The sequence below is a fragment of the Micromonospora sp. NPDC048935 genome, from assembly GCF_043197875.1.
Lineage (GTDB): Bacteria > Actinomycetota > Actinomycetes > Mycobacteriales > Micromonosporaceae > Micromonospora.
Genome location: NZ_JBICTZ010000001.1, coordinates 1,023,468 through 1,039,969 on the forward strand (window position 1 = coordinate 1,023,468; position 16,502 = coordinate 1,039,969).

The window sequence follows — 16,502 nt, forward strand, 5'->3', positions numbered from 1 at the left end:
CTTCGTCGCTGTCCATTCGATGCCACCGTAGGACCGGGCACCGACACTTCCGGGGCCGGACACCAGGTGCGACGTACGAGCCGCCAGCGGTTGCCGATTCGCGTCCGTGGCGGTCCACTGAATGACATGGGTGTGATCAAGGTGGGTACGTCGTCCTGGGCCGACCAGTCGCTGCTGCGCTCGGGGTGGTACCCGCGCTCGGCCAACACGCCGGCCGGTCGGCTCGGTTTCTACGCCGGCCGGTTCCCGCTTGTCGAGGTGGACACGTCCTACTACGCGATCCCCGTCCCGGAGACCACGCAGGGCTGGGTCGACGCCACACCCGACGACTTCACCTTCGACGTCAAGGCGTTCAGCCTCTTCACCGGCCATCCGACGCCGGTCGCCGCGCTACCCCGGGACCTGCGTCCGGCCGCCGGCCCGAGCCGGATCCGCCGCCGCGACCTGCCGGAGCAGGCGTACGACGAGCTGTGGGCCCGGTTCCGCGCGGCCCTCGACCCGATCGCGGCGGCCGGCAAGCTGGGTGCGGTGCTGTTGCAGTTCCCACCGTGGCTGGTGCGTAGCGCGGCGGCCGAAAGCCGGATCGTCGAGCTGGCGCGGCGCTGCCGGCCGTGGCGGGTGGGTGTGGAGCTGCGGCACGGCTCCTGGTTCGACGGTCCGGCCGCCTCGGACACACTGGACCTGCTGCGCGCGCACGACCTGTCCCTGGTCTGCGTCGACATGCCGCAGGGGCATCCGTCGTCGGTGCCACCGATTCTGACCGTGACCGCGGAGCCGGCGATCGTCCGGTTCCACGGCCACAGCGACGCCTGGGGCGAGGGCGACAAGCAGGACAAGTTCCGGTACGCGTACGCCGAGGACGAGCTTCGGCACTGGGCGGTTCGGCTGGCCGAGTTGGCCACCGAGGCCGACGACCTGCACGTGCTGTTCAACAACTGCTGCGCCGGTCAGGCCCAGCGCGACGCGACCCGGCTGGCGCAACTGCTCACCGAGACGATGATCGCCGACCGGACCGTCGCGGCAGGATCGACCGGCTGACCGTCCACGGCGAGGTCAGGAGCGTCGGCCCCGGCTACGCAGCGCGTCCTGCGCCGAATCGCCGATGTCGGCGTCGTCCGGGAAGCTCCGGCCACTGGGTGCCGGGTCCGGTGGGGCGCCCGGTCCGGCCATCGTCGTACGGGTCGGCTCCACCGAGCCGAAGCCGTGCCGTCCCGCCGGGTCGGTCCGGCCCGTCGGGGCGCCCGCACGCCGTTCCCCGCGTCGTCCCTCGGGCACCGCGGTCTCCTCGCTGCCCTCGTCCATCGGCGAGTCCGCGTCGGCACCCCAGGGCGCGTCGGCGTCGAAGCCGTCGCCGCCGCCCCACGGTTGGGTCGCCTCCGGCTCCTGCCGGTCGTTGTCACCGCTGCGTCCCTTGTGCACCGTCATGGCCACCCCGCTCGTCGGTCCGCCGCTGCCGGCGGACGGTGTGCCGTTCTCGGGTCGCGCCCGCCCACGCCGGTGCCGTCGCACGAGCGTCGCCGCCGCGTCGGGAAGCGCACGGGACCGGCCAGCGCCCCGCCGTCGAGAGGGCGGCGGGACGCGGGCCGGCCCGGCGTTCAGCGTCCGGCCATCGCCATCGGCCGTTTGCCGTTGCTCATGCCAGCCATCTTGATCATGCTCTTCGAGGCGCCCTTCATGCTGCTGCCCCGACCGAGGATCCCCTTGAACACCTGGCCGGGCTTCTGCTGCTCACCCATGTACGCGGTGACCACCACCAGGGCCCCGGTCAACGCCGGAATGGCCCACTGGAGCAGCTTCATCTGCCGCTGCGAGGAGGCCACGCTGGCCGGGGTCTGGTGGTTCGGCTCGGTGGTCCCGCTCACCGGCGAGGCACCGGCCTTCTCCAGGCGCATGCCGACCAACCGGCTGTAGCCGGTCACGGCCAGCGCGCCGATCGTCAACGCCGTCTTGATGGCGCTGGTGCGGCCCACCCCGGACTGAGCCGCCACGCGTGGGCTCTCCGTCACCAGTTCGCCGACCGCGCCGGCCAGGTGCGCGCCGATGGCGGCGGCGTTGACCGGGGTCCATCTGGACCATCCGGCCGACGCGACCGAGAGTCGCTGGGTGGAGTCGCTGATCTTCCCGGCCGCGCCGTTGACACCGAAGGCACCCATGAGGGAGCCGCCGAACCAGGCCGCGAGACCCAGATCGTGCATCGAGCGCAGTGCGGTATGCCGTTCGGACATGTGATCCCCTTCCGCCGTGTTGGGCGCTGCGGCTTACCCGTCGCCCGGGCGGCTAACCCCGTCACCCGGCGGCCGATCGGCACCCAACCGGCAGGACCGCGACATTCGGTCATCGAGGTGCCGCACCACCGCGGGCAGGAGTCGTTCGCGCGGTGGCGGGTAGATCCCGAGCGACGCTGACGGAGAGGGGAACGGGATGTCGCAGCCGGACGAGAGTCGGGAGAAGACCCCGAAAACCGACGCGGTGCTCATGCACCCGGACAACGACCCACACCGGAACACCGCGGAGGTCGCGCCGCGCAAGGACCACGCGAAGATCCAGGTGGAGCGCGACGGCGAGCTGGTGCCGCTGGACCAGGACGAGTGAGCGGCAGGGCCCGGCTCAGCGGGGCGGCAGGTCGCCGGCGAAACGGGCGATCCGCCGCGCCAACGGGGTGCTCGCGCGGACCCAGGTGAAGTGGTCCAGCGCCGCACCGGCCTGCGCCACCGTGTAGTGCTCCCGGGTGAGGGGGGCCGCGACGAGCTTCGCGCAGAGGGCGTCCATCGTCTCGTGCGGGGTGTACTGGTCGTCGTCCACACTGACCGCCAGCGTCGGTGTGCGCACCGCGCGTACCGCGGCCTCGGTGTCCGTGCCGTTCAGCCGGGGAAAACGGCCGGTGCGCGCGGTGTGGGCCCAGTCGCGGATCACGCCGCGCGCCTGCCGGCCGCCGAAGCCCCAGCCCGGCCAGACCCGTAGCAGGGCCGCGGTGGCGGCGATCCCCTGGGTGTACGGCAGGACGCCGAGGCCGCGCAGGCCAGGGTAGTTTCGCCAGTACGGGATGCCGACCGCGATCAGCGCCAACGCGTCCACCTCGTCGCCGCCGTGCAGGGCGAGGTGCAGCAGCGCGGCCTGACCGCCGAGCGAGTGCCCCAGCAGCAGTCGGTTACGCCCGTCCAGCCGTGGCTTGAGGGCGGCCAGGACGGCGCCGACGTCGCCGGCCAACTCGGCGTAACCGTGGCGGTCGGCCCGGCTCGGCGTCGGAGTGCTCGCCCCGTGTCCGCGCAGGTCCGCGACGACCACGGCCAGCCCGGCGGCACGCAGCGTGGCCGCGAAGGGGCGGTAGTAGCGGGCCCGCACACCCATCGCGGGCCAGATCACCACCACCGGCGCACCCGTCGAGTCGGGCGGTTCGGGATAGACCTGCACACCCAACCGGCCGCCGTCGACGTCGACGAACTCCTGCGCGTACTCCGGATCTCCGCCCACCGGCCCAGCCTACGGTCCCGGCGTTACCGGCGGGTAGCCGACGGTGGCCGGACGCGACGGAGGGCCCCGCCACGGCGGGGCCCTCCGGTTGGCGACGCGGTCAGGAAACCGAGATCGTCCCGTTGCCGGCACGGACGCAGGCAACCGACCGGGCGCTGGTGGTGGCGGCTCCACTCAGGCACTGACCGAGCACCTGGTGACCCGTGGCGTTCGGGTGCCAGGACTCCTGGCAGGTCTGGAAGTAGCTGACGCAGGTGTTGGCGATCCGCTGGATGTCGAGCTTGTCCTTGCCGGACAGGCTGGTGACGAAGGTGCCGCTCGCGCCGTCCTGGAGCCGGATCGGCGTGGCCAGCGAGCCCGCCGGGCTGCTGGTCTGCTCGCACAGCCGGGCGCCGTTGAAGGCCTGCTGCACGTTCAGGTAGACCAGTTCGTCGGCGGGGAACTCGGCCGCGAGGGTGTCCCTGGCGGACTTCACGATGGTGCCCAGGCCCTGCGAGAACCGGTGTCCGGGCGCCAGGCTGGCCCGGTGGATCGGGCAACCCGCCGCGTACCGCTCGGCACCCAGGTCACGGAACTTGTCCCGGGTGTCGTCGCGGCTGTCCTCCTCGTGGAACTGCGGGTTCAGGTCCAGCGGCAGCGGGTTCGTGTAGTCCTGGAACACCACCCGGTGCTGTCCGTCCGCGTCGATCTGGTCCAGGGTGGTCAGGATCTGGCGTACGGCGGTGGTGGTCTCCGCGGTCGCGGCGCTGAGCTGCGCCGCGGTGGCCAGGTCGGCGTCGCTGCACGGCTTCTGCTCCACCGGCCCGTTCAGGTACGCCCAGAACTCCCACCAGCCGGTCCAGGCGTCGGCGATGAACCGGTTGGCGCACTTCTCCGCGACGCTGCCGAAGGTGAACGAGCTGTTGTTGGAGCCGAGGCCGACCAGCACCAGGTCGATGTCCTGCGTCTGCGCGACGGCGCGGAGCTGGTCGAGCTGCGCGGCCACGGTCCGGCCGTTGGCCCGCGCCTGGGAGGCGGTGGCGATGTCGTGCGGCTGGCCACCGGAGCAGGCCAGGTTGAACCGGTTCTGGATACCCGGCAGGTTTGCCTGGTGCAGCGAGGCGTTCGCCGAACGGTGGCAGAAGAACGCGTTGTTGTTGGCCGCGGTCCAACCGGGGAAGCCCTGGGCGACGCCGTTGACGTCGACCACCGGGGTGTACGCCCCGGCGCCCTCGCCGCTGATGAAGCTGTCCCCGAGTGCCACCGCGGCGGTGGGCAACGCGGCGGACGCGGGTGCGGGCAGCGCGAATGCGGTCGACAGCGCGGCCATGGCGATCGTTAGTCCCGCGGCGAGCGCGGTACGCCGGAACCTGGGCATGGGGCCCCCATCCATCGAAAGATGAAAGATTCTCTGAGAGCGCGATCAGATCACCCTCGTGCAACGGGCGTCAATGGCCCGTAACAGATTCGTTCGATGAAAGACATGTGGCACACTCCGGTCGCTTTCCGCGGGCGTGCGCCCCACCAACCGTGATCGTGCTTTCGGTGCGTGGCCCGGCGGTCACCGGTTGACTGTTCGCTGGCTCACGTCCGAGGGCCACCGCGCGGCGGGTCGCGTAGGTCCTCCGGGAGTTGTCCGAGCCTCGGGCTAGGCTCGCTGCGGCGCGCCACGCCGGCTGATCTCGCCGGTGACCGGCAGCACACCGCCGAGACCGGGGAGTACGACCAGTTGACCGCAGAGCCTGACACCCTGTACGGGGCCGATGACCTCACCCACCTTGAGGGGCTGGACGCTGTCCGCAAGCGGCCCGGCATGTACATCGGCTCCACCGACAGCCGTGGCGTGGGTCACCTCGTCAACGAGATCCTCGACAACTCCACCGACGAGGGTGTCGCCGGTCACGCCGACCACGTCGAGGTGATCCTGCACGCCGACGGCTCGGTGCAGGTCGACGACGACGGCCGGGGCATCCCCACCGACGTGCACGCCAAATCCGGCATCTCCGGCGTCGAGCTGGTGCTGACCCGGCTGCACGCGGGCGGCAAGTTCGGCGGCTCCGGCTACAAGACCTCCGGCGGCCTGCACGGCGTCGGCGCCTCGGCGGTCAACGCGCTGTCCCGCCGCTTCGACGTGACGGTCCGCCGAGCCGGCAAGATCCACACGATGTCGTTCCGGCACGGTGTGCCGGGCATCTTCGACGGCGCCGGGCCGGACGCGCCCTTCACCGCCGGCCCCGGCCTCCAGGTCACCGGCGCGATGAAGCGCGGCCAGCGCACCGGCACCTCGATCCGCTGGTGGCACGACGCCCGCTACTTCGAGACCGGTGCCGCACTCGACGTGGACGCGGTCCGCACCAAGCTGCGCAACACCGCCTTCCTGGTGCCCGGCGTGACCTACCTGCTGCGGGACCTGACCGGCGAGGCCCCCGCCGAGGAGCGGTTCCACTACCCCAACGGGCTCAGCGACATGGTGGAGTTCCTCGCCCCGGCCGGCGACCGGCCCGTCTCCGGCACCCTGCTGGTCAACGGCGAGGGCACCTACCGGGAGAACGCCGCCGACGCCAACGGCGTCATGCAGTCCAACGTGCAGCGGCGCGCCGAGGTCGAGGTGGCGTTCCGGTGGGGCACCGGCTACGACCGGACGGTCGAGTGCTTCACCAACACCATCCGCAACGCGCACGGCGGCACCCACCGCAAGGGCTTCGAGCGGGCCCTCGTCCGCGCCCTCGCCGACGCGGTCCGCAACACCCGCGGCCTGCTCAAGGCCAAGGAGGAGCCGCCCACCCTGGACGACGTCCTGGAGGGGATGACCGCGGTGGTGCACGTGCGCATCCCCGAGCCCCAGTTCACCTCGCAGACCAAGGACGAGCTGTCCACCCCGGGGATCACGAAGGTGCTCCAGGGTCTGGTCGACGCGCACGTGAAGGCCTGGCTGGAGGACCGGCGCACCAAGGCCGAGGCCCGTACGGTGCTCCAGAAGATCGTCGACGCGGCCCGGGTGCGGCTCACCCAGAAGCAACAGAAGGACGCCGCCCGGCGCAAGACCGCCCTGGAGGGCGCGTCCATGCCGCCGAAGCTTGTCGACTGCCGGGCCACGGGCATCGACCGCAGCGAGCTGTTCATCGTGGAGGGCGACAGCGCTCTCGGCACGAGCCGGATGGCCCGATCCTCGGAATACCAGGCGCTGCTGCCGATCCGCGGCAAGATCCTCAACGTGCAGAAGGCCAACCTCCAGCAGGTTCTGGACAATGCCGAGTGCGCCGCGATCGTGCAGGTCCTCGGTGCCGGCTCGGGGCGCACCTTCGACCTGTCCGCGCTGCGCTACGGCCGGGTGCTGATCATGGCCGACGCCGACGTGGACGGCGCCCACATCCGGACGCTGCTGATCACCCTCTTCGCCCGGTACATGCGCCCGCTGATCGAGGCCGGTCGGCTCTACGCCGCGATGCCGCCCCTGCACAAGATCACCACCAGGGGGCGCAGCCCGCAGACCACCTACACCTACACCCAGGCCGAGATGGAGACGACGGTCCGCAAGCTGGAGAAGGCCGGCAAGCAGATCGTCACGCCCATCCCACGCTTCAAGGGTCTCGGTGAGATGGACGCCGACGAGTTGTGGGACACCACGATGAACCCGGCCACCCGCGCCGTCCGCCGGATCACCCTCGACGACGTCGACGCCGCCGAACGCATCCTCGAACTGCTGATGGGGGAGAAGGTCGAGCCGCGCCGAAACTGGCTCATCGACTCCGCCGACCGCGTCGACCGCGATGCGATCGACGCATGAGCGCCCCTTCCGTTCCAGTTCCGGTTCCAGTGGAGAGCTGAGTCATGGCACGCCGTAAGGAAAACAAGGTCGACCTCTCCTCGTTCGACCAGGCCGGCGCACGGGTCTTCGACAACCCGCTGGTCACCGAGGTCTCCGACTCCTACCTGGAGTACGCGTTCTCGGTCATCCACTCCCGCGCCCTGCCCGACGCGCGCGACGGCCTCAAGCCCGTGCACCGGCGCATCCTCTGGTCGATGTACGAGCAGGGCTACCGCCCGGATCGCGGGCACGTGAAGTCTGCCCGAATTGTCGGCGACTGCTTCGTCGCCGGCACACTCGTCTCGACGCCCGCTGGCCTGCGGGCCATCGAGGAAATCGAGGTCGGTGACCTCGTTCTGGATGGTGCCGGCGCACCAGTTCCGGTGACCGCTGTCTATCAGAATCCGGTGTCCGACCTCGTGCGCGTGACCTGGAGCAACGGGCACACGATGCTCGTCACGCCGGGCCAACGCTTCCGCGTGGTCGCCGATGACCTTTCGGTCCAATGGGTGGAGGCTCGGGATCTCCCGGGGCAATTGGCGCTGGCGTACGGCAGCCGCCGAAATGTGGTGTCAACACCGACCGGCGACGTCTACGACTATGTGCGCGGGCTACTGGTAGCCGAGGGCTTCCCAGTGCACCGATCTCGCGCGGCGGACGGTCGGGTCCGGATCCACATGTGTGACATCGAGCCGCTCGATGTCGCCCATGGTTGGGCCATCGCCAGTGGGCTGAACGTTTCCCGAGGAAAGCGTGAGGCCGAGAATCCGCTGCATCGCGACCAGCACATTCTTACCTTCAGCCGACACGAAGGACTGCTGGAGGCGACGCGGCCGCTCAGCCGCGACAAGTTTGTGCCCGCCGACATCATTCGCGACCGGTCGGCCTGGGTGCCATTTCTCGCCGGCTTCTTCGATGGAGACGGCTACGTTCGTAAGCGTTTTCGGGAGATTGTCTTCGTCAGTACCAGCGAGGTGCTGGTGCGGCAGATTTACGCCATGCTTGCCGACCTGGGGCTACATGGCCACCACTGGGCCAGCGGTCGTAGCTCACAGGAGCACCCTCTTCATGGCCTGTCGGTCAGCGGCCGGGACGCCTCGGATCTCGCCCGTCTTCTGCTGCCGTGGGTGCGGATCGGCTACAAGCACGACGACTTGCAACGGGTCGCCGAAATCGACTACCAGTACGGCGGCAAGCAGGGCAACGACCGGCTGCCGTACGCCCCGGTCATGGCCGAGTTCACGGCCGCGCACCAGGGCGGCGGGTGGTTTCGGGATCGGGATGGCCAGGCGTTCCGCGACTCGCTCTCGGCGAGCGGCGGGCCGAAGGTGCGATATGGCAAGGACCGCAATGGCGTCCCGCTCGCTGACCGAACTTTCCAATTGCAGCGTGCGGTACGAGACGGCTGGATCCGCAAACTCCACCGCCTCGGTTCCCCCCTCGCTTCTCGGCTGGACGCGTTGGTCGGCGGATCCTTCCTACGGGTCACCTCGGTGGAGCCGGTGTCGCCCGACGTCACCTACGACATTCAGGTCGGCAGCGACGAGCACGCCTTCGTTGCCGAGGGCTACGTCGTCCACAACTGCATGGGTAAGTACCATCCACACGGCGATACAGCGATCTATGACGCGATGGTCCGCCTCGCGCAGGACTTCTCCCTCAACGTGCCACTCATCGACGGGCATGGAAATTTTGGGTCCCCAGACGATGGTCCGGCTGCCTCAAGATACACAGAAGCACGAATGTCCCGCGAGGCCATGCTGCTCGTCGGTGAGCTGGGCGAGGACACCGTCGACGTCGAGCCCAACTACGACGGGTCGCTGACCCAGCCGACAGTGCTGCCGGCCGCGTTCCCCAACCTGCTGGTCAACGGCGCGTCCGGGATCGCGGTCGGCATGGCCACCAACATGATCCCGCACAACCTCGCCGAGGTCGTCTCCGCGGCCCGCTGGCTGATCAACCACCCGGACGCCACCCTGGACAAGCTCATGGAGTTCGTTCCCGGCCCCGACCTGCCCACCGGTGGGGTGCTGCTCGGTCTGGACGAGGTGCGCCGGGCGTACGAGACCGGGCGCGGCGTGGTGCGGATGCGCGGCAAGGTGGAGATCGGCCCGATCGAGGGCAGCCGGGGTCGCCAGGCGATCACCGTGGTCGAGCTGCCCTACGGCGTCGGCGCGGAGAAGGTCATCGCGGCGATCACCAACGAGGTCACCAAGACCAAGCGGCTCACCGGCATCGCCGACGTCAAGGACCTCACCGACCGGGAGAGCGGCACCCGGCTCGTCGTCGAGTGCAAGGTGGGTGTCAACCCGCAGGCGCTGCTCGCCGACCTCTACCGGCTGACCCCGTTGGAGCAGTCCTTCGGCGTCAACAACCTGGTCCTGGACGGCGGGCAGCCGCGCACGCTGGGGCTCAAGGCGCTGCTGGAGGTGTTCCTGGCGCACCGGTACGAGGTGGTCACCCGGCGCACCTCGTACCGTCGGCGTAAGCGCCAGGAGCGGCTGCACCTGGTCGACGGTCTGCTGATCGCGCTGCTGGACATCGACGAGGTGGTCCGGCTGATCCGGGGCAGCGACGACGCGCAGGCCGCGAAGGACGGGCTGATGAGCCGGTTCGGCCTGTCCGACATCCAGGCGACCTACATTCTGGACACTCCGCTGCGCCGGCTGACCAAGTTCGACCGGATCGAGCTGGAGGCCGAGCAGGAGCGGCTGCGCGCCGAGATCGCCGAGCTGAGCAAGATCCTCGACGACGAGCGGGTGCTCAAGAAGCTGGTCTCCGACGAGTTGGCGGCGGTGGTCAAGCAGTTCGGCACCGAACGGCGCACGACGCTCGTCGACGGTGACCTCAAGGAGGTGCTGGCAGCGTCCGTGCCGGCCGGTCCGCTGGAGGTCGCCGACGACCCGTGCCAGGTGATCCTGTCCGCGACCGGGCTGGTCGCCCGGACCGCCGCCGAGTCGGAGGAGAGCGCCGAGGGGCGCCGACGCAACGGCCGGGTCAAGCACGACACGGTACGCGCGATCGTGCACTCCACCGCCCGCGGTCGGGTGCTGCTGCTGACCAGCGCTGGTCGGGCCTTCAAGGTCGACGTGCTGCCGCTGCCGGTGTTGCCCGAGCAGGCCGGCACGGTGTCGCTGCGCGGTGGCATGTCCGCGGCCGAGTTGGCGCCGTTGGCGGCGGGGGAGACAGTGGTCGGCCTGGCCCCGTTGGGCGGGCAGGCGGAGGGTTCACCCGGGCTGGCGCTGGGCACCCGGCAGGGCGTGGTCAAGATCTGCGCGCCGGAGTGGCCGGTGCGCTCCGACGAGTTCGAGGTGATCGGTCTGCGCGACGGTGACGAGGTGGTCGGGGCGACCTGGCTGACCGACGGCACCGAGACGCTGACCTTCGTCACCTCGGAGGCGTCGCTGTTGCGCTTCCCCGCCGAGCTGGTCCGCCCGCAGGGCCTCAAGGGCGGCGGGATGGCCGGCATCAACCTGCCGGCCGGGGCGCGGGTGGCGTTCTTCGGCGCGGTCCGCACCGACGACCCGGGTCACGGCGAGCCGATGGTGGTCACCTCCACCGGGGCGACGGTCAAGGTGACGCCGTTCAGGGCGTACCCGGCGAAGGGCCGGGCGACCGGCGGCGTGCGCGCGCACCGCTTCCTCAAGGGTGAGACGGACGTGGTTGTCGCCTGGGTGGGTCCGCGCCCGGTCGGCGCGACCGGCACCGGCGACCCGGTGGAGCTGCCCACGGCGGATCCGCGCCGCGACGGCTCCGGCTTCGCGGTGATGCTCGGCCCAACGGTCGTGGGCCACGTGATCGAACGCGACTAACCCGCGCCCGGCCGCGCCCCGGCCCGTCCCGACCCAAGATCCGCGCACCTTCGGGGAAGTTGCTGCCTCAGACGTGCCGCAGGCAGCAGTTTCCCCGAAGTTGCGCGGATCTTGGCGGTTGAGCCCCGGCATGATCGTGACGCGGCGATATCACTCGCTCCTGGATCTAGCACGATCATGCGGGTCGCCGGGGCGGCTGAAGGCAGCGGTCCGGGTCCGCTCGCCGCGCGGGTTGCGCGCCGCCCGCCGGCCTCGGGGGCTTGGGCTCAGGCGACGTTGTGCGGGCGGAACTGGACGCTCACCCGGGGGCCGACCGGGCGGGTGGTTTTCGGGATGGCGTGCTCCCAGGTGCGTTGGCAGGAGCCACCCATCACGATCAGGTCGCCGTGACCCACCGGGAAGCGCAGGCTGTCGCCGCCGCCGCGCGGGCGTAGCAGCAGCGGTCGGGGCGCGCCGAAGGAGACGATCGCGACGACCGTGTCGGCGTGTGCGGAGCGGCCGATGGTGTCGCCGTGCCAGGCGACGCTGTCCCGGCCGGACCGGTAGAGGCACATGCCGGCGGTGACGAAGGGCTCGCCCAGCTCGGGCGCGTAGTGCCGGGTCAGCTCCGCCCGTGCCGTGGTGAGCACCGGGTGCGGCAGTTGCCGGTCGGCGTCGTACCAGCAGAGCAGGCGGGGCACGTCGACCTCGCTGTCGTACATGGTGCGCCGCTCGGCCCGCCAGGGGACCTCGGTGAGCAGGGTGTCGAGGACGGCGTCGGAGCCGTGCACCCAGCCGGGGAGGTGGTCGACCCAGGCGCCCCGGCTGAGCTGGTGACGGCGGATCTGGCCGGGCAACGGCCCCAGGGTCGGCCCGGCGTCGGTCAGGTCGAGCATCGACGGCTGATAGGCGGCCCGCGTCATACCGCCACCCTAGCAGCACTTTCGTACACCCGTGCTAGGGGCGGACCGCGCTGGCGCGGACGGCGTCGAGCACCGCGTCCACGACCCGGGCCCGACCCTGCCCGTCGACTGTCGACCAGGCCAGGGCGGCGAGCGTCGCGCGCCGCTGCGGTGCGCTGAGCAGCCCGAGCAGGGTCCGCGCCGCCGCCGCGCGGGTTGTCCGCCCGGCGACACCGGAGGCGGTCAGCTCCGGCAGCTCGCCGAGACCGGCGGCCAGGCCGTGGCGCACCACCCGGGCGTACGACTCACGTTGGTTGTCGACCACGCACACCAGCGCGGCGGGCGCGCCGAGGCAGCAGAGTTCCCAGGTGGACGTGCCGGCGGCGCTGACCACCAGGTCCGCCTCGGTGACCAGGGTCGGTAGCGAGGTGGTGGGCGGGATCGGTCGGATGATCTGCCCACGGCCGGGCGTGATGTCCTCGACCTCGGCCTCCAGCTCGGGTCGGCCGACGATGACCGTGAGGTCCATCGGGTGGCCGGTGGCGACCAGCACCCGGGTCAGTACCGGGGCCGCGCCGACCGCGTCGGTGCCGCCGAAGAAGGCAAGCACCCGGGGGCGGCTGACCGCCGTGGCGGGCCGGGGCGCCGCCGGCCGGGCGGTGATCACGGAGTCGCGCAGCAGCGCGTACCCGCTGCCGGCGAGTAGCCGACCAGGCAACCCCGTCAGCTCCGCGCCGAAGTTCTGGTCGAGGTAGAGGTCGGCGACCTGGCCCCGGCTGTCTCCGTCGATGATGGCGAGGGTGAACACGCCGGCGGCGCGCAGCGCGCCCGCCCCGGCCGGGTCCAGCTCGTAGGAGTCGAGGACCATGACGTCCAGCTCGTGCTGGCGGGCTGCCTCGACCAGCTCGGCCGGCGACTCCGGGCCCGGGTGCAGGGGGATGCCTCGTGCGGCAAGCTCCGCGGTGGCCCAGGCGAGCCGTTCGACGGTGCCGAACACGGTGACGTGGGCGCCCCGGGCGAGGAATTCCTCGGCGAGCGCGAGGCAGCGCACGAGGTGGCCGACTCCCCGCCGTGGCCCGGCGTCGCAGCGCAGCCCGACCCGCGGCGTACTCAGGACTCCTCCAGCTGTTTCTGTCGGACGTCGGCGTTGAGCGCGCGCAGCTCGGGCTGCCGGTGTAGCCAGTCGGCGAGGGTGGCCAGCGGCACGCTGACGTCCCCGAAGTGGTCGACGACCGCGCTGACCAGCGCCCAGTCCCGCTCGGTGTCGAGGGTGAGCCGCAGCGCGGAGTGGTCCGGGGTGAGCGTCACACCGAGCACCCGGAACAGCTCCGGATGGGTGTACGCGTACGAGGTCACGTGCACCCGGTGGTGGTCGGTGGCGAGCCGGCCCAGGGTACGTAGGGTCTCGGCTGCGATGATCTCGACGTCCAGCCCGCGGGGCAGGGTGCGGGCGATCGACGTGCTCGCGTAGTCCAGCCCGGGGACCGCCCGGTACACCGCCGCGACCAGGGTGATGATCTCCGGGTCGAGCAGCGGGCAGTCGGCGGTGAACCGCATGACCGCGTCCCCCGGGTGCGCCGCGAGGGCACCCACGAAGCGATCCAGTACGTCGTCGACCGGCCCGCGGTGGCACGGCACGCCCAGCCGTGCGCACTCGGCCACCACGGCGTCGTCGACCGCATCCGTGCTTGTCGCGACGACCAGGTCGGCCAGGACGCCGCTGTCGCGGGCGGCGCGCACCACCCGGCCCAGCACGGAACGCCCGGCGAGCGGGCGGAGCACCTTGCCGGGCAGCCGCGACGAACCCATCCGGGCCTGCACGATCCCGACGATCCGGGGGGCCGTGCCGCCCGTCCGGGTCAGCCCGGGTGCCGGTACGCCGGTCACTGCTGCTCCTCCTCCTTCGGGGTGAGCACGGCGGTGGCTCGGCGCTTGGCGGCGCGGGCACCCCGCTTGGCGAGTCGGGCCGGGGTGATGGCGAGCCGGCCCACCCGGTAGCTGAGTGATCCGCTGAGCAGGCCGATCGTCGTCTCGGCCCGGCGCAGCGCCCGTTCCCGTGAGGTGAGCAGCTCCTCAGTCCAGGCGGTCAGTGCGGCCAGTCGGGTGAGTTCCTCGCGTTGGCGCAGCCACGCCTCGCGCAGTTGTTGGTAGCTGCGCGAGCCGACCGGCGGGTCGGTCGGTGCGACGGCGTGCAGCTCGGTGGCGAGGTGGATCCTGCCGTCGGGGTCCAGCCCGTGCAGGGCGGCGGCGATGGCCGCCTCGGCCTCCACCGCCTCGGCGACTGTCGCGCGGTCCAGGTCGTGGCCGGCGAGACCGCCGAGCACCACGGTCAGGCCGGCCACGTCGAGGGTGGACGACCACGGGTGGGCGTACCCGCCGGTGAGCAGGCCCGCCGCGAAGCGCCACAGGCCGCGGGCCAGCACCACGTCGGCGGGCAGGGCGTCGGTGGCCCGCCAGCTCGGGTCGAGCACCGCGTACCGCTCGCCGTCGACGACCACGTTGTCGGTGCCGACCAGCGCCACCGCACCACCGATCCGGCCGTCGGTGTCGGCCTGGTCGGCGAGCCAGCCCGCGTATCCGTGCAGGAGCGTGCGCAGGGCGGCCAGGTCGCGGCGCAGGGCCGCGTCGAGCAGCAGGGTACGCAGCAGCCGGCCGGACGGCACCGGCCCGGTCAGCGCGTCCGCGTCCCGGTACGCGGCCTCGCGGCTGGCGAACGGCGCGGCGGCCGGCGGCTGCGTGCCGGTGGTCTGGATGCGCCCCCAACGGAAGCCCGACGGCCCGTGCCGCACCTCCAGCACGCCGATCCCGGGCCGCCCGGTCTGCACCAGCGCCACCGGCAGGTCCGCGTCGCCGCCCGGTGCGGTGGGGTCCGCCGGGTCGATGGGCCGGTGGGCGAGCACCAGCCAACCCGGTGCGAGGTCTGCGGCGCGGCCGGCGTGCAGCGCGTCCACCGCCAGCCGGGCCGGGTCCTGGAGCACGGCGTCGCCGGTGAAACCGCCGGCGCACGCGCCGTGCAGCACCGCGTCGAAGAGGCCGGAGCCGGCGTCGGCGTCGAGGTGGTCGGCGTCGAGCAGCGCCGTCGGGGTACCGGCGTCGGGGTACGCGGCCCAGCACGCGCCCGGACGTAGCCCCGCGGCGGTGAGCCGCTCGCGGAGTTGCTCCCGGTTGGCCGGGTGTGCCCGGTCGAGGACGCCGCCGATCGTCCACTCGGAATCCTCCCGGCCGGCGTACCAGGGGGTGGTGGCGACGAGTCGGTGCAGGCCGAGCGGGTTGTCCACGCGCAGCAGCAGCGTGCCACCCGGTCGCAGGGCGGCGACCAGTCGGGCCAGCACGCCGTCCCACCCGAGGCGGGTGCCCTCCACCGACTCCACCGGGTCCAGCCCGGCGGGGGCGATCACCACGTCGTACGTCTCGTCGTCGGGCAACCCGGCCGGACCGCCCACCACCAGGTGCGCGGCGCGCTGGGCGAGCGCGACAGCGTCCGGGTGGCTGCGCAGCAGACCTGTCACCTCGGCGTGGCCGAGCTGGTCGAGCAGGGCCGGGTCGTGTGGCCCGGCCACCAGCACCCGGGCGCCGGGCGGCACGAGCCGGGCGGCCAGCGCGGCGAGGGGTCCACCGTCGGCCAACCGCTGCTGCGGCAGGTCGGACCAGGCCAGCATCTCGCCGCCGGGCAGGGCGATCCGGCCGGCGGGTGCCGTCTCAGTCGTCACGGTGGTCCTCTTCCTCCGGAAGGTTCGCCCAACCGAGCAGCTCCCGCAGCTCTGCCGGCGTGCAGCGGTGGTCGGTGCCCAGCTCGGCGCGGGCGATCTCGACAGCGGTCGGCAGGTCGACCTCGGTGCCGTGCAACTGCGGCCACTGCCGCCGGATGCGGGCCGTCCCGCCGAAGGTCGGGTCCTCGTTGGACAGGATCATCGGGTCGCCGTAGACCGCCGGTTCGCAGCCGGCCGCGATGCCGTAGAAGATCGCACTGGTCAGCCGGTTGGATGCTACCCGGCGGTGTCGGCGCAGCTCGGTCAACTGCTTGTCGAGGAACTCCGGGTCGGTGTCCTTCCACCAGTGCCCCCGGTAGCCGTGGCAGATCACCCGGAAGCCGGCGCGTTCGTAGAGGCGGCGGACGCTGCGCATCCGGTACTCGTGCCAGTAGAGGCAGACGGTGACCGGGCCGGGCTCGGTGTCCCGGATCAGCGCGATCAACTTCCGGTGGTCGCCCTTGACGTGCTGGCCCTCCCACCCGTGGAACGGGTACCAGATGGTGCCCTCCCGTTCCTCGGCCGGTGGATCCTCGGGGCGCAGGGCGAGCAGGTAGCTGAACGGGGCGCCGATGACCACCACGTTGCGTCGTCCCACCGACCAGGCCCGCCGGCGGGTCTGGTCCGACCAGAGCAGGCTCGGGGTGCGCTCGGCGTACGGGTGACCGGGGGCCAGGCCGTCGCCGATGTTCCAGCCGTGCTGCACGTACCCGTTGATCCGTGGTGGGTGCCGGTCGCCGAGACCGGCGTAGCGGGCGAGCACGTGCGCGTGGCCGTAGAAGTGGTTGGCGTGGTGCATCAG

13 protein-coding genes and 2 pseudogenes are annotated in these 16,502 nt (G+C 71.9%); 6 read left to right on the forward strand and 9 right to left on the reverse strand.

Annotated features, from left to right (window positions below; translation table 11 throughout):
- Window positions 1-126: 126 nt before the first annotated feature.
- Complete coding sequence (locus ACGFIW_RS05090) at window positions 127-1,038, forward strand: DUF72 domain-containing protein (RefSeq protein WP_393311005.1); 912 nt, start codon at window positions 127-129, stop codon at window positions 1,036-1,038.
- Between the two features lie 15 nt (window positions 1,039-1,053).
- Here ACGFIW_RS05090 and ACGFIW_RS05095 read toward each other — a convergent pair whose 3' ends face one another.
- Both ACGFIW_RS05095 and ACGFIW_RS05100 read right to left on the reverse strand, forming a co-directional pair.
- Entirely contained in the window at window positions 1,054-1,425 is a 372-nt protein-coding gene (locus ACGFIW_RS05095) for a hypothetical protein (RefSeq protein ID WP_393311006.1), read from the reverse strand.
- Window positions 1,426-1,595: 170 nt separating this feature from the next.
- Window positions 1,596-2,225, reverse strand: coding sequence for a hypothetical protein (locus tag ACGFIW_RS05100; protein ID WP_393311007.1), 630 nt, complete (start codon window positions 2,223-2,225; stop codon window positions 1,596-1,598).
- Window positions 2,226-2,421: 196 nt separating this feature from the next.
- On the opposite strand from ACGFIW_RS05100, the gene ACGFIW_RS05105 reads away from it, so the two are divergent.
- Complete coding sequence (locus ACGFIW_RS05105; protein ID WP_393249171.1) at window positions 2,422-2,592, forward strand: hypothetical protein; 171 nt, start codon at window positions 2,422-2,424, stop codon at window positions 2,590-2,592.
- 15 nt (window positions 2,593-2,607) lie between these two features.
- On the opposite strand, the gene ACGFIW_RS05110 is transcribed toward ACGFIW_RS05105, so the two are convergent.
- On the reverse strand, window positions 2,608-3,471 hold the full coding sequence (locus tag ACGFIW_RS05110) for an alpha/beta fold hydrolase (RefSeq protein ID WP_393311008.1): 864 nt from the start codon (window positions 3,469-3,471) through the stop codon (window positions 2,608-2,610).
- A gap of 100 nt (window positions 3,472-3,571) precedes the next feature.
- The gene (locus ACGFIW_RS05115; RefSeq protein ID WP_393311009.1) at window positions 3,572-4,828 is read right to left on the reverse strand and encodes a hypothetical protein; all 1,257 of its coding nucleotides are present in this window, start codon (window positions 4,826-4,828) and stop codon (window positions 3,572-3,574) included.
- Window positions 4,829-5,179: 351 nt separating this feature from the next.
- Between ACGFIW_RS05115 and ACGFIW_RS05120 the strand changes: the two genes are divergently transcribed.
- From ACGFIW_RS05120 to ACGFIW_RS05135, 4 genes and pseudogenes are all read left to right on the forward strand, one after another.
- Window positions 5,180-7,237, forward strand: coding sequence for a type IIA DNA topoisomerase subunit B (locus ACGFIW_RS05120; protein WP_393311010.1), 2,058 nt, complete (start codon window positions 5,180-5,182; stop codon window positions 7,235-7,237).
- 44 nt (window positions 7,238-7,281) lie between these two features.
- Window positions 7,282-7,536, forward strand: a pseudogene (locus ACGFIW_RS05125) (DNA gyrase subunit A); the annotation flags it as partial.
- Window positions 7,510-8,340, forward strand: a pseudogene (locus ACGFIW_RS05130) (LAGLIDADG family homing endonuclease); the annotation flags it as partial. The pseudogenes ACGFIW_RS05125 and ACGFIW_RS05130, both read left to right, overlap by 27 nt.
- 147 nt (window positions 8,341-8,487) lie before the next feature.
- Entirely contained in the window at window positions 8,488-11,070 is a 2,583-nt protein-coding gene (locus ACGFIW_RS05135) for a DNA topoisomerase (ATP-hydrolyzing) (protein WP_393311252.1), read from the forward strand.
- A gap of 266 nt (window positions 11,071-11,336) precedes the next feature.
- Here the strand turns inward: ACGFIW_RS05135 and ACGFIW_RS05140 are convergent, their stop codons facing one another.
- Genes ACGFIW_RS05140 through ACGFIW_RS05160 form a run of 5 tightly spaced genes read right to left on the reverse strand, consistent with a single transcriptional unit; the run spans window position 11,337 to window position 16,499 of the window.
- A complete protein-coding gene (locus tag ACGFIW_RS05140; RefSeq protein WP_393311011.1) occupies window positions 11,337-11,972 on the reverse strand; it encodes an alpha-ketoglutarate-dependent dioxygenase AlkB in 636 nt (211 codons plus the stop codon).
- Between the two features lie 34 nt (window positions 11,973-12,006).
- Window positions 12,007-13,065, reverse strand: a complete 1,059-nt coding sequence (locus ACGFIW_RS05145) for a PseG/SpsG family protein (RefSeq protein ID WP_393311254.1) — start codon at window positions 13,063-13,065, stop codon at window positions 12,007-12,009.
- Window positions 13,062-13,814: a cytidylyltransferase domain-containing protein gene (locus ACGFIW_RS05150; RefSeq protein WP_393311256.1), complete on the reverse strand. Its 753-nt coding sequence runs from the start codon at window positions 13,812-13,814 to the stop codon at window positions 13,062-13,064. The genes ACGFIW_RS05145 and ACGFIW_RS05150 overlap by 4 nt, the downstream gene beginning before the upstream one ends.
- A gap of 20 nt (window positions 13,815-13,834) precedes the next feature.
- Window positions 13,835-15,661: a class I SAM-dependent methyltransferase gene (locus tag ACGFIW_RS05155; protein WP_393311012.1), complete on the reverse strand. Its 1,827-nt coding sequence runs from the start codon at window positions 15,659-15,661 to the stop codon at window positions 13,835-13,837.
- Window positions 15,651-16,499 carry a hypothetical protein gene (locus ACGFIW_RS05160; RefSeq protein WP_393311013.1) on the reverse strand — a complete coding sequence of 283 codons (849 nt, stop codon included), beginning with the start codon at window positions 16,497-16,499 and terminating at the stop codon, window positions 15,651-15,653. Before ACGFIW_RS05160 ends, ACGFIW_RS05155 begins: the two co-directional genes overlap by 11 nt.
- Between the last annotated feature and the right edge of the window lie 3 nt (window positions 16,500-16,502).